Source organism: Streptomyces sp. NPDC028928 (assembly GCF_055564915.1).
Genome location: NZ_JBVHVI010000013.1, coordinates 202,563 through 215,381 on the forward strand (window position 1 = coordinate 202,563; position 12,819 = coordinate 215,381).

Annotated in this window: 9 protein-coding genes; 6 read left to right on the forward strand and 3 right to left on the reverse strand. The window is 72.0% G+C overall.

What is annotated here, in order from left to right:
• The first annotated feature begins 77 nt into the window (after window positions 1-77).
• Window positions 78-3,104, forward strand: a complete 3,027-nt coding sequence (gene uvrA / locus ACZ4U1_RS29635) for an excinuclease ABC subunit UvrA (RefSeq protein WP_467907219.1) — start codon at window positions 78-80, stop codon at window positions 3,102-3,104.
• Window positions 3,105-3,252: 148 nt separating this feature from the next.
• Here uvrA and ACZ4U1_RS29640 read toward each other — a convergent pair whose 3' ends face one another.
• Together ACZ4U1_RS29640 and ACZ4U1_RS29645 are read right to left on the reverse strand one after the other, a co-directional pair.
• Complete coding sequence (locus tag ACZ4U1_RS29640; RefSeq protein WP_467907220.1) at window positions 3,253-4,173, reverse strand: carbohydrate kinase family protein; 921 nt, start codon at window positions 4,171-4,173, stop codon at window positions 3,253-3,255.
• Window positions 4,170-5,300 carry a LacI family DNA-binding transcriptional regulator gene (locus ACZ4U1_RS29645; protein WP_467907221.1) on the reverse strand — a complete coding sequence of 377 codons (1,131 nt, stop codon included), beginning with the start codon at window positions 5,298-5,300 and terminating at the stop codon, window positions 4,170-4,172. The genes ACZ4U1_RS29640 and ACZ4U1_RS29645 overlap by 4 nt, the downstream gene beginning before the upstream one ends.
• 203 nt (window positions 5,301-5,503) lie before the next feature.
• Between ACZ4U1_RS29645 and ACZ4U1_RS29650 the strand changes: the two genes are divergently transcribed.
• A complete protein-coding gene (locus tag ACZ4U1_RS29650; RefSeq protein ID WP_467907222.1) occupies window positions 5,504-5,932 on the forward strand; it encodes a Rieske (2Fe-2S) protein in 429 nt (142 codons plus the stop codon).
• A gap of 57 nt (window positions 5,933-5,989) precedes the next feature.
• Here ACZ4U1_RS29650 and ACZ4U1_RS29655 read toward each other — a convergent pair whose 3' ends face one another.
• On the reverse strand, window positions 5,990-6,940 hold the full coding sequence (locus ACZ4U1_RS29655) for a hypothetical protein (RefSeq protein ID WP_467907223.1): 951 nt from the start codon (window positions 6,938-6,940) through the stop codon (window positions 5,990-5,992).
• Window positions 6,941-7,478: 538 nt separating this feature from the next.
• Here ACZ4U1_RS29655 and uvrC point away from each other — a divergent pair.
• From uvrC to whiA, 4 genes are read left to right on the forward strand one after another with little or no spacing between them, the layout of a single operon-like run.
• The gene (uvrC, locus tag ACZ4U1_RS29660; RefSeq protein WP_467907224.1) at window positions 7,479-9,650 is read left to right on the forward strand and encodes an excinuclease ABC subunit UvrC; all 2,172 of its coding nucleotides are present in this window, start codon (window positions 7,479-7,481) and stop codon (window positions 9,648-9,650) included.
• On the forward strand, window positions 9,647-10,705 hold the full coding sequence (rapZ, locus tag ACZ4U1_RS29665; RefSeq protein WP_467907225.1) for an RNase adapter RapZ: 1,059 nt from the start codon (window positions 9,647-9,649) through the stop codon (window positions 10,703-10,705). Before uvrC ends, rapZ begins: the two co-directional genes overlap by 4 nt.
• A complete protein-coding gene (locus tag ACZ4U1_RS29670) occupies window positions 10,702-11,769 on the forward strand; it encodes a gluconeogenesis factor YvcK family protein (protein ID WP_467907226.1) in 1,068 nt (355 codons plus the stop codon). The genes rapZ and ACZ4U1_RS29670 overlap by 4 nt, the downstream gene beginning before the upstream one ends.
• A complete protein-coding gene (whiA, locus tag ACZ4U1_RS29675) occupies window positions 11,760-12,749 on the forward strand; it encodes a DNA-binding protein WhiA (protein ID WP_014672011.1) in 990 nt (329 codons plus the stop codon). Before ACZ4U1_RS29670 ends, whiA begins: the two co-directional genes overlap by 10 nt.
• Window positions 12,750-12,819: the final 70 nt, after the last annotated feature.

A 12,819-nucleotide genomic window follows, 5' to 3' on the forward strand; every position in this document is an offset into this window, starting at 1 on the left:
GTCAGTGGCTCCCCCTAGTCTGAAGAAGCACGGGGGCCCCGCCCCTGTCACTTCTCTCAAGAAAGGTGCGGACCGGCGTGGCCGACCGTCTCATCGTCCGTGGCGCGCGCGAGCACAACCTGAAGAATGTCTCGCTCGACCTGCCTCGTGACTCGCTCATCGTCTTCACGGGCCTGTCCGGGTCGGGCAAGTCCTCCCTGGCCTTCGACACGATCTTCGCGGAGGGCCAGCGCCGCTACGTGGAGTCGCTCTCCTCGTACGCACGGCAGTTCCTCGGCCAGATGGACAAGCCCGACGTCGACTTCATCGAGGGCCTCTCCCCGGCGGTCTCCATCGACCAGAAGTCGACCTCGCGCAACCCGCGCTCGACGGTCGGCACGATCACCGAGGTCTACGACTACCTGCGTCTGCTCTTCGCGCGCATCGGCAAGCCGCACTGCCCCGAGTGCGGCCGCCCGATCTCGCGCCAGTCGCCGCAGGCCATCGTGGACAAGGTCCTGGAGCTGCCGGAGGGCAGCCGCTTCCAGGTGCTCTCCCCGCTGGTCCGCGAACGCAAGGGCGAGTTCGTCGACCTCTTCGCCGACCTGCAGACCAAGGGCTACTCCCGCGCGCGTGTGGACGGCCAGACCATCCAGCTGTCCGACCCGCCGGCCCTGAAGAAGCAGGAGAAGCACACCATCGAGGTGGTCGTCGACCGCCTCACGGTGAAGGAGTCCGCCAAGCGCCGCCTGACCGACTCCGTGGAGACCGCCCTCGGCCTGTCCGGCGGCATGGTCGTGCTCGACTTCGTGGACCTCCCCGAGGACGACCCCGAGCGCGAGCGCATGTACTCGGAGCACCTGTACTGCCCGTACGACGACCTGTCCTTCGAGGAGCTGGAGCCCCGCTCCTTCTCCTTCAACTCGCCCTTCGGCGCCTGCCCCGAGTGCACCGGCATCGGCACGCGCATGGAGGTCGACCCGGAGCTGATCGTCCCGGACGAGGACAGGTCCCTGGACGAGGGCGCCATCCACCCCTGGTCGCACGGCCACACCAAGGACTACTTCGGCCGTCTGGTCGGCGCCCTCGCGGACGCCCTCGGCTTCCGCACGGACATCCCCTTCGCGGGCCTGCCGCAGCGCGCCAAGAAGGCCCTGCTCTACGGCCACAAGACCCAGATCGAGGTGCGCTACCGCAACCGGTACGGCCGGGAGCGCGTCTACACCACCCCCTTCGAGGGCGCGGTGCCCTTCGTCAAGCGCCGGCACAGCGAGGCCGAGAGCGACGCCAGCCGCGAGCGCTTCGAGGGTTACATGCGCGAGGTGCCCTGCCCCTCCTGCGAGGGCAGCCGTCTGAAGCCGATCGTCCTCGCGGTCACGATCATGGACAAGTCGATCGCCGAGGTCTCCGCGATGTCGATCAGCGACTGCGCGGAGTTCCTGGGCGAGCTGAAGCTGAACGCCCGCGACAAGAAGATCGCCGAGCGGGTCCTGAAGGAGGTCAACGAGCGACTGCGCTTCCTGGTCGACGTCGGCCTGGACTACCTCTCGCTCAACCGCGCGGCCGGTACCCTCTCCGGCGGCGAGGCCCAGCGCATCCGCCTGGCCACGCAGATCGGCTCCGGCCTCGTCGGCGTCCTGTACGTCCTGGACGAGCCGTCGATCGGTCTGCACCAGCGGGACAACCACCGTCTGATCGAGACCCTGGTCCGGCTGCGCGACATGGGCAACACGCTCATCGTCGTGGAGCACGACGAGGACACCATCAAGGTCGCCGACTGGATCGTGGACATCGGCCCCGGCGCCGGCGAGCACGGTGGCAAGGTCGTGCACAGCGGCTCCGTGAAGGAACTCCTGGACAACACCGAGTCGCAGACCGGTGCCTACCTCTCGGGCCGCAAGTCGATTCCGCTCCCGGACATACGGCGTCCCCGCGACCCGTCCCGGCAGCTCACCGTGCACGGCGCCCGTGAGAACAACCTGCAGGACATCGACGTGTCCTTCCCGCTCGGTGTGTTCACGGCGGTCACCGGCGTCTCCGGCTCCGGCAAGTCGACCCTGGTCAACGACATCCTGTACACGCACCTGGCCCGCGAGTTGAACGGCGCCCGGACCGTCCCCGGACGGCACACGCGCGTCGACGGCGACGACCTGGTCGACAAGGTCGTGCACGTCGACCAGTCGCCGATCGGCCGCACCCCGCGGTCCAACCCGGCGACGTACACCGGTGTCTTCGACCACATCCGCAAGCTGTTCGCCGAGACCACCGAGGCGAAGGTCCGGGGCTACCTGCCCGGCCGCTTCTCCTTCAACGTCAAGGGCGGTCGCTGCGAGAACTGCGCCGGCGACGGCACGATCAAGATCGAGATGAACTTCCTCCCGGACGTCTACGTCCCGTGCGAGGTCTGCCACGGCGCCCGGTACAACCGGGAGACCCTGGAGGTCCACTACAAGGGCAAGTCCATCGCCGAGGTCCTGAACATGCCGATCGAGGAGGCCATGCACTTCTTCGAGGCGGTCCCGGCGATCTCCCGTCACCTGAAGACGCTGAACGACGTCGGTCTCGGCTACGTCCGCCTCGGCCAGTCCGCCACCACCCTCTCCGGTGGTGAGGCGCAGCGCGTCAAGCTCGCCAGCGAACTGCAGAAGCGGTCCACCGGACGCACGGTCTACGTCCTGGACGAGCCGACCACCGGTCTGCACTTCGAGGACATCAGCAAGCTGCTCAAGGTCCTCGGCGGACTGGTCGACAAGGGCAACACGGTCATCGTCATCGAGCACAACCTCGACGTGATCAAGACCGCCGACTGGATCGTGGACATGGGCCCGGAGGGCGGCGCCGGCGGTGGCCTGGTGGTCGCCGAGGGCACGCCGGAGGAGGTCGCCGGGGTTCCGGCGAGCCACACGGGCAAGTTCCTGCGCGAGATCCTCGGCGCCGACCGCATCAGCGACGCCGAACCGGTCAAGGCGCAGCGCGGCAGCACGGCCCGGAAGACGGCCGCGGCCAAGTCGACGGCGAAGAAGACGGTGACGGCCAAGGCCAACAACACCCCGGCCAAGAAGGCCGCCACGGCCACGAAGAAGGCGACGCCCGCGAAGAAGACCACGCGAGCCCGCAAGGCCTGACAGCCCATCAAGAATTCGGCGCCCCGCGGGAACTCCCCGCGGGGCGCCGTTCGTTCCCCCATCAGCCAGCCCGGTCCAGCGGTCCGACAGGTCCCCGCACGCCGCAGGCCCGGTCGTACCTTGTCAACAGCACAGGGAGATCAGCCGCTCACAGCGCGGTCGGCTCATCCAGCTCCGCCGCGTACGGCGGCTCGGCCCCCGCCCGCGAACAGGTGATCGCCGCCGCCCGTGCCGCGAAGCGCAGCAGCCGTGTCCAGCCCTCCGTCCCGAGGGCGGCGAGCGCTTCCGCGGACAGCGCGTCCCGGACGGCCAGCCCGTGCAGCAGGGCCGCGTTCACCGTGTCACCGGCGCCGATGGTGTCCACGACATCGACCTTCTCACCCGGCACGGAGTGCTCCCCGCCGTCCCGGGTGAACACGGTCAGGCCGTCACCGCCCCGGGTGACCACCACGGCCGCCGGTCCCTCGGCCAGCCAGTCGCGCGGGCTGCCGCCGAGCCACGCCGCGTCCTCCGCGGACAGCTTCAGCAGCGTCACCGAGGGCAGCCAGCTCTTGAAACGCGCCCGGTAGGCGTCCGCGTCCGGAATCAGTCCCGCCCGGATGTTGGGGTCGAGCGCGGTGAACAGCCCCTGCCCGGCAGCAGCGCGCATCAGCTCCTCATAGGCGCTCGCCCCGGGTTCCAGGACGAGCGAGCAGGTACCGAAGGACACCGCGCGCGTACCGGCCGGGAGCGCGGCCGGGGCGGTGAACAGGCGGTCGGCGGTGCCGTCGACATAGAAGGAGTAGGCCGCCGATCCCGCCGCGTCGATCGTGGCCACGGCGAGGGTTGTCGGCTCCGGCCCCCGCTGGACCCCGGACACGTCGACCCCGGCCCGCCGCAGCCCGTCGAGCAGTGCCTCGCCGAAGGCGTCCGCCGACGTCCGGGAGCAGAAGGCGGTGCGGGAGCCGAGCCGGCCGAGGGCCACGGCGGTGTTGTAGGGGCCGCCGCCGAGCGCCGGCTTCAGGTCCGCGAGGGCACCGCGGCCCTGCGGTACCAGGTCGATCAGTGCCTCACCGGCGACGACGATCACGTGGCGGTTCCCTTCTCGGACAGCGTGGATGATGCGGTGTGCCCGGCCGCTCCGGCGGGGCCCGGCTCCTCCGGGCAGCCGCAGGACGTGCGGTGGACGAACGTGCATGGCAGCCGGACCGTCCGGACCGGCCGCTCCGGCTCGGCCAGTCGCTCCAGCAGCACCTGGACGGCTTGGGCGCCCAGCTCCCGGCTGGGCTGGGCGATGGCGGTCAGCCGGGGCGAGAACAGGTCGGCCCAGGCGAAGTCGTCGAAGCAGCACAGGGCGATGTCCTCCGGCACGGACCGGCCGTGACGGCGCAGCGCGCGCAGGGCGCCGATGGTCATCGCGTTGTTGGCGGTGACGAGCGCCGTGGGCGGATCGGGCAGGCCGAGCAGGGCGGCCGTGGCCCGCTCCGCACCGTCGGACTCGGAGTTGCCGGATACGAGGAGACGGTCGTCGTACGCCAGACCGGCATCGGCGAGGCCCTCACGGTAGCCGGAGACGCGCTCACTGGTGGTGCTGAGCCCGGGCAGGCCGGCGACCAGGGCGATCCGGCGGTGCCCCAGCCCGGCGAGATGGGTGACGAGCTGGGCCGTCGGCGCGGCGCTCTCGGCGCAGACCTGGTCGAAGCGCGGCGCGTTCGGGTCAGAGACGGCGCCCGTACCGTCGGTCGGCGGAACGTCCTCGGTCACGCGCGTGTCGATCAGCCGGTCCAGGAACACCGTCGGTACGGCGTGGCGGCGCAGATAGCCCACGAGGTCGCTGGGGTCGGCGGACGGGGCGACGATCATGCCGTCCACCCGCCGTTCATGCAGGAGCTGTACGACCTTGCGCTCGTGCCGGGGGTCGTCGTGAGGATCGGCGATGAGCAGGCTGTAGCCCGCGTCCAGGGCAGCCGCCTCCACACCCTGCAGGATCTCGGTGAAGTACGGGTTGCTGATGGCCGACACCGCGAGGCCGATGGAGCGGGTGCGCGAGGTCACCAGGGAGCGGGCCAGGGTGTTGGGGGTGTAGCCCAGGGCGTCGACGGCGTCGAGCACGGCCTGACGGGTGTGGGGGAGCACCGGACGCGTGCCGTTGAGGACATGGGAGACGGTGGCCACGGAGACTCCGGCGCGCCGGGCGACATCCGCCATGGTGGCCATCTCGTTCCCTTCCCTGAGCCGACGCCGGGACGCTATCCCATGGCCCTCCCTCGCGTAAACGCTTACGCAAGCGTTTACGTCTTTCCCTCCCGCTCACCGGCTCCTCCGCCCGGCCCCGGCCCGAGCCCTCGGCCCCGCCCCGAGACCGGTCCCTCTGTCCGGGTATCGTCGCCCTGCACACCCCTTGACCAGTGGAGTTCCAGATGCCCGCCCGCTCCTTTGCGAGCCGACGTACCGTCCTTCGAGGGGCCGCCGCGGCCCCGGTCGCCGGGCTCGGCCTGGCCGGGTGCTCCGCGCCGGACGGGAGCGGTTCGGCCGCAGCCACTCCCACCGCGCCGGTCGATCTCGGTGCCGAGAGCGAGGTCGCCAAGGGCGCGGCCAAGCTCTACCGGGACCACAATGTGGTGGTCAGCCGTGACAAGGACGGCGAGCTGAAGGCGTACAGCACGATCTGCACGCACGCGGGGTGCCCCATCAACAAGCTGCAGGGGACGACCCTGATCTGCCCCTGCCATGGCAGCGAGTTCGACGCGGTCACGGGGAAGGTCGTCCAGGCGCCCGCGACCGTGCCGCTGACGGAGCTGTCGGTGAAGGCCGCGAACGGCAGGATCGTCGCCGGTCCGGCGGACTGACCGGAGACAGGCGGGCTCAGGGGCCCGCGGATCGGCGGGTGCGCCGGAAGGGACCGCTCACTCCCAGTCCCAGGCGATCCCCAGGATGCCCGGCCGGATCCGCGGCTCGACCACATGGGCGCAGTGGTGCGGGCCGCTCACCGACAGCTCCTGCCGGCCGCTGCGCGGGGCCGCGGCCGAGTGCTGGGAGAAGCGGTGGCAGCGCACCGGCAGGGCGGCCGTGTCGAAGCGCACCTGGAGCGCGTACTGGCCGCCGGGGAAGCCGAACCGGTGGAGATACTCGCGGGACGCCCCGGCCGTGCCGTCCTCGATGCGGTACCGGAAGAGGAAGGTGTCGCCGGAGCGCAGCCGTGTGCCGAAGAGCAGCTCGGCCACCAGGACGCCGGTGTCCTGGTCCCAGCGCAGTCGACCGGTGCGGCAGTTCTCCAGGGCGTGCACGGTGACGCGGCGCGGATCGCAGCCCGGATCGCCGTGGTGGACGGCGACGAAGCGGTCGACGCCGTCACGATGGGCCCGCACGATGTGGTGGGCCTCGCGGCTCGCCAGTTCGCGCCGGGCGCCGATCCGGACGCACTCGTGGTGGCCCAGGGTGTGCAGCCCGCCGTCCAGGGACCAGCCGAGATCGGCGGTGAGCCGGTCCACGACGCCGGAGGCCTCGACCAGGGAGCGGTAGGAGCGGCCCGCCGGCCGACCGGCGCCCTTGCCTGACTCGCCGGACTCGGCGAGCAGCCGGATCAGGGACTCGTCCGGCAGCTGGAGGATCTCCTCCAGTGCCCGGACGGCGCGCAGCGACTCGGGGCGCTGCGGGCGCCGGGCGCCCTGCTGCCAGTAACTCAGGCTGGTGACGCCCACCTTGACCCCGTGGCGCGACAGATGGTGCTGCACGCGCTGGAGCGGCAGTCCGCGGGCGGCGATCGCGGCGCGCAGCGCCACGTGGAAGGGGCCGCCGCGCAGGGCCGTGTCCAGTTCCGCGGTGGGGACGTCCGCGTGCTCTGTGGCATGCCGCATGCCGAGGGGCCTTTCTGTGAGGTGTCACTACGGCTGGTCAGACCGCCTGTGCGGGTGTGCGGGGCCACCCCCGTGGGCGCCGGCGGACGCCCGTCGCCGGGCACGCCGCGCCCGATGCGTGTGTGCACGGCCCCGAGTTCCCCCGCATTGAAGCGTGTTGACCAGAACCCGACAACACCTCGGAGCCGGCCGTTGCGGACCACTGGCCGGACGTCGCCGTTCCGCGGACGGCGGAGGGGGCCCGGCGCGGGCCGCCGCGAGCCTGGTCCAGGGCCTGGCCGGAGGGACGGCGGCACGCGGCGCGTCCCCGGCACGGCCGGAACGCGACCGGCGAACGTGCCGAGGATCACGGGAGGCGCCCGAGGAGGGGCATGCCGTCCGGAGAGGCCGGGAGGGACACGCCGCCCGTCTCCGGGACGGGCGTGCGGCCGGTGGGGCCGGGGAGCGTGGCACGGGTCCCCGGTGGGGGCGCCGTACGGGTGCGGGCGTTGTCCACAGGCCCGACGCGGTGTCGGTGCTCGCCAGTAGGGTGTGAAGCATGGCCGACCCCTCCAGCTACCGCCCCAGGCCGGGAGACATCCCGGACTCTCCAGGGGTGTACAGGTTCCGTGACGAGCACCGCCGGGTGATCTACGTCGGAAAGGCGAAGAGCCTGCGCCAGCGCCTGGCGAACTACTTCCAGGACCTGGCGAACCTGCACCCGCGCACCCGGACCATGGTGACCACCGCCGCGTCCGTGGAGTGGACCGTGGTGTCCACCGAGGTGGAGGCGCTGCAGCTGGAGTACTCCTGGATCAAGGAGTACGACCCCCGGTTCAACGTCAAGTACCGCGACGACAAGAGCTACCCGTACCTCGCGGTCACGATGAACGAGCAGTTCCCTCGCGTGCAGGTGATGCGCGGTCACAAGAAGAAGGGCGTCCGCTATTTCGGGCCGTACGCGCACGCGTGGGCCATCCGGGACACCGTCGACCTGCTGCTGCGGGTCTTCCCGGTGCGCACCTGCTCGGCCGGCGTCTTCAAGAACGCCTCCCGCACCGGCCGCCCCTGCCTGCTCGGCTACATCGGCAAGTGCTCCGCCCCCTGTGTCGGCCGGATCGCCCCCGAGGACCACCAGGAGCTGGCCGAGGAGTTCTGCGACTTCATGGCCGGCCGTACCGGCACCTACCTCCGCCGTCTGGAGAAGCAGATGATGGAGGCGGCCGAGGAGATGGAGTACGAGCGGGCGGCCCGTCTGCGCGACGACATCGAGGCCCTGAAGAAGGCCATGGAGAAGAACGCGGTCGTGCTCGCCGACGCGACCGACGCCGACCTCATCGCCGTCGCCGAGGACGAGCTGGAGGCGGCCGTGCAGATCTTCCACGTGCGCGGCGGCCGGGTCCGCGGCCAGCGCGGCTGGGTGACCGACAAGGTCGAGGAGGTCACCACCGGCGCCCTGGTCGAGCACGCGCTGCAGCAGCTGTACGGCGAGGAGAGCGGGGACGCCGTCCCCAAGGAGGTGCTGGTCCCGGCCCTGCCCGAGCCGGTCGAGCCGGTCCAGGAGTGGCTGACCGGCCGCCGCGGGTCGAACGTGTCGCTGCGCATCCCGCAGCGCGGCGACAAGAGGGCGCTCATGGAGACCGTGCAGCGCAACGCCCAGCAGGCCCTCGCGCTGCACAAGACCAAGCGCGCCTCCGACCTGACCACCCGCTCGCGGGCGCTGGAGGAGATCGCCGAGGCCCTCGACCTGGACAGCGCCCCGCTGCGCATCGAGTGCTACGACATCTCGCATCTCCAGGGCGACGACGTGGTGGCCTCCATGGTCGTCTTCGAGGACGGCCTGCAGCGCAAGAGCGAGTACCGCCGCTTCCAGATCAAGGGCTTCGCCGGCCAGGACGACGTCCGGTCCATGCACGAGGTGATCACCCGCCGCTTCAAGCGGTACCTCGCGGAGAAGGAGCGCACGGGGGAGTGGGCCGACGGCTCCGGCACGGAGGGCCCCGGCCTCGACGGCACCCGCACCGACGGCCCCGGCGTCGACGGCTCCGCCACGGACGGCTCCGCGGTCGAGGGCTCGCTCGCCGACGGCGACGGCACGCTCACCGGTACGGAGCCGGTCACCGACTCCCTCAAGGACGACGACGGCCGTCCCAGGAAGTTCGCCTACCCGCCCCAGCTGGTGGTGGTCGACGGCGGTCAGCCGCAGGTCGCGGCGGCCCGGCGCGCCCTGGACGAGCTGGGGATCGACGACATCGCCGTCTGCGGTCTCGCCAAGCGCCTGGAGGAGGTCTGGGTGCCGGGGGAGGACGACCCCGTGGTCCTGCCCCGCACCAGCGAGGGCCTCTACCTGCTCCAGCGCGTCCGCGACGAGGCCCACCGGTTCGCGATCACCTATCAGCGCACCAAGCGCGCCAAGCGCTTCCGCGCGGGCCCGCTGGACGACGTACCGGGTCTCGGCGACACCCGCAAACAGGCGCTCATCAAGCATTTCGGCTCGGTGAAGAAGCTGCGGTCGGCCACAATCGAGCAGATCCAGGAAGTGCCCGGGATAGGCCGGAAGACGGCCGAGACCATCGCCGTGGCCCTCGCCCAGGCGGCCCCGGCCGCACCGGCCGTGAACACGGCGACCGGAGAGATCATTGAGGACGAGGAACCCGACACGACGGGGGGTTCCTCGGGGGAGCCCGTGACCGCGGGCGCCCCGGACGAACGACGGGGGCAGGAGACATGACCGAGCACGACGCACAGCCCACAGCACAGCGAGATCAGGCGCACAGCGCCACGGGCGACGATGTCGTCCGGCAGGACGCCGGCCAGGAAACCGGTCGGCAGGACGCCGGCCAGGAAACCGGTCGGCAGGACACGGGTCAGGACAACGGAGCACAGGTGAGTACGGGCAGCGAGACAGCCGGGGCCCCCGAGGCGGCCATCCCCGAGCTGGTGATCATCTCCGGCATGTCCGGGGCGGGCCGGTCCACGGCCGCGAAGTGTCTGGAGGACCTCGGCTGGTTCGTCGTGGACAACCTCCCGCCCGCCCTCATCCCCACCATGGTGGAGCTGGGCGCCCGCTCGCAGGGCAACGTGGCGCGGATCGCGGTCGTCGTCGACGTGCGCGGCCGGCGCTTCTTCGACAACCTGCGCGAGTCCCTCGCCGACCTGGACACCCGGGGCGTCACCCGGCGGATCGTCTTCCTGGAGTCCTCCGACGACGCCCTGGTCCGCCGCTTCGAGTCGGTGCGCCGTCCGCACCCGCTCCAGGGCGACGGCCGCATCGTGGACGGCATCGCCGCCGAGCGGGAGCTGCTGCGCGAGCTGCGCGGCGACGCCGACCTGGTGATCGACACCTCCAGCCTCAACGTGCACGAGCTGCGCGCCAAGATGGACGCCCAGTTCGCCGGCGAGGAGGAGCCCGAGCTGCGGGCCACCGTGATGTCCTTCGGCTTCAAGTACGGCCTCCCGGTCGACGCCGACCTGGTCGCGGACATGCGGTTCCTGCCCAACCCGCACTGGGTCCCGGAGCTGCGCCCGTACACCGGCCTCAACGAGGAGGTCGCCGCCTACGTCTTCAACCAGCCCGGCGCGAAGGAGTTCCTGGACCGGTACGCCGAGCTGCTGCGGCTCATCGCGGCCGGCTACCGGCGCGAGGGCAAGCGGTACGTGACCATCGCCATCGGCTGTACCGGCGGCAAGCACCGCTCGGTCGCGATGTCGGAGAAGCTCGCCGCGCGCCTCGCGGCCGAGGGCGTGGAGACGGTGGTCGTGCACCGGGACATGGGACGGGAATGACGGAACGTACACCGCGGCTGAGCCGGCTGCGCCGGATGGTGCCCGACGCGCGCGCCGGCCGCCCGGCCGAGGCCCGCGGGGGCCGACCGCGCCGGCGCGGCGCCCAGCCCAAGGTGGTCGCGCTCGGCGGCGGCATGGGCCTGTCCGCGTCGCTCGCCGCGCTGCGCCGGATCACCGGCGATCTCACCGCCGTCGTCACCGTTGCCGACGACGGCGGCTCCAGCGGCCGGCTCCGGGACGAGCTGGGCGTGCTGCCGCCCGGCGACCTGCGCAAGGCGCTGGCCGCGCTGTGCGGTGACGACGACTGGGGCCAGACCTGGGCCCGGGTCATCCAGCACCGCTTCCAGTCCCAGGGCGATCTGCACGACCACGCGGTCGGCAATCTGCTGATCGTCGCCCTGTGGGAGCAGCTCGGCGACCATGTGCAGGCGCTGGACCTGGTCGGCAAGCTGCTCGGCGCGCACGGGCGCGTGCTGCCCATGTCGGCTGTACCGCTGGAGCTGCAGGCCCTGGTCAAGGGGCACGATCCGGAGCGGCCGGACGACGTGGACACGGTGCGCGGGCAGGCGACCGTGGCCCTGACGCCCGGCGAGGTGCAGTCGGTGCACCTCGTGCCCAACGACCCGCCGGCCGTCCCCGAGGCGGTGGCGGCGGTCATGGACGCGGACTGGGTGGTGCTCGGTCCCGGTTCCTGGTTCTCCTCGGTGATCCCGCACCTGCTCGTCCCCGAGCTGCTGGACGCCCTCACGGAGACCAAGGCGCGCCGGGTGCTCTCGCTGAACCTGGCGCCGCAGCCGGGAGAAACCGAGGGCTTCTCCCCGCAGCGTCATTTGGAGGTTTTGGGGCGACACGCCCCTAAACTCGCCCTGGACGTGGTGCTGGCCGACGAGGCCGCCGTGCCCGACCGCGACTCGCTCACCGAGGCCGCCAAGCGGCTGGGAGCCGCGGTCGAGCTGGCCCCGGTGGCCCGGACCGACGGATCACCCCGGCACGATCCGGAGCTGTTGGCCGCCGCGTACGACCGTATTTTTCGGATGCATGGAAGGATCGGCCCATGGCGATGACGGCAGCGGTGAAGGACGAGATCTCCCGGCTCCCCGTCACCCGGACCTGCTGCAGGAAGGCGGAGGTCTCCGCCATTCTGCGGTTCGCCGGCGGCCTCCACCTGGTGAGCGGGCGCATCGTGATCGAGGCGGAGCTGGACACCGCGATGGCGGCGCGCCGGCTCAAGCGGGACATCCTGGAGATCTTCGGGCACAGCTCCGAGCTGATCGTGATGGCGCCCGGCGGGCTGCGCCGCGGCTCGCGGTATGTCGTACGGGTCGTCGCGGGCGGTGACCAGCTGGCCCGGCAGACCGGCCTGGTCGACGGCCGGGGCCGGCCGATCCGCGGGCTGCCCCCGCAGGTGGTCTCCGGGGCCACCTGTGACGCGGAGGCGGCCTGGCGCGGGGCCTTCCTGGCGCACGGCTCGCTCACCGAGCCCGGCCGTTCCTCCTCCCTGGAGGTGACCTGCCCGGGCCCGGAGGCGGCGCTCGCGCTCGTCGGGGCCGCCCGCAGGCTGTCGATCGCCGCGAAGGCCCGTGAGGTGCGCGGGGTGGACCGGGTCGTCGTCCGGGACGGTGACGCGATCGGCGCCCTGCTCACCCGGCTGGGCGCGCACGAGTCGGTGCTGGCCTGGGAGGAGCGCCGGATGCGCCGCGAGGTGCGGGCCACGGCCAACCGGCTCGCCAACTTCGACGACGCCAACCTGCGCCGTTCGGCCCGTGCCGCCGTGGCCGCCGGGGCCCGGGTCCAGCGTGCCCTGGAGATCCTGGGCGACGAGGTGCCCGAGCACCTGGCCGCCGCCGGCCGGCTGCGCATGGAGCACAAGCAGGCCTCCCTGGAGGAGCTGGGCGCGCTCGCCGACCCGCCGCTGACGAAGGACGCGGTCGCGGGCCGTATCCGCCGGCTGCTGGCGATGGCCGACAAGCGCGCCGCCGACCTGGGCATCCCGGGCACGGAGGCGAACCTCACCGAGGAGCTGGCGGACAACCTGGCCGGCTGACCGGACGCGCGCCCCCTCACCGGTGCCGTGACCAGGACGCGCGCCCCCTCGCCGGTGCCGCGGCACGGAC

Bases quoted from the DNA above. Each gene is read 5' to 3' on its own strand.
- ACZ4U1_RS29655 (WP_467907223.1), bottom strand. From the start codon at position 6,940: ATGCGGCATGCCACAGAGCACGCGGACGTCCCCACCGCGGAACTGGAC.
- ACZ4U1_RS29650 (WP_467907222.1), top strand. From the start codon at position 5,504: ATGCCCGCCCGCTCCTTTGCGAGCCGACGTACCGTCCTTCGAGGGGCC.
- ACZ4U1_RS29670 (WP_467907226.1), top strand. From the start codon at position 10,702: ATGACGGAACGTACACCGCGGCTGAGCCGGCTGCGCCGGATGGTGCCC.
- ACZ4U1_RS29645 (WP_467907221.1), bottom strand. From the start codon at position 5,300: ATGGCCACCATGGCGGATGTCGCCCGGCGCGCCGGAGTCTCCGTGGCC.
- uvrC (WP_467907224.1), top strand. From the start codon at position 7,479: ATGGCCGACCCCTCCAGCTACCGCCCCAGGCCGGGAGACATCCCGGAC.
- rapZ (WP_467907225.1), top strand. From the start codon at position 9,647: ATGACCGAGCACGACGCACAGCCCACAGCACAGCGAGATCAGGCGCAC.
- whiA (WP_014672011.1), top strand. From the start codon at position 11,760: ATGGCGATGACGGCAGCGGTGAAGGACGAGATCTCCCGGCTCCCCGTC.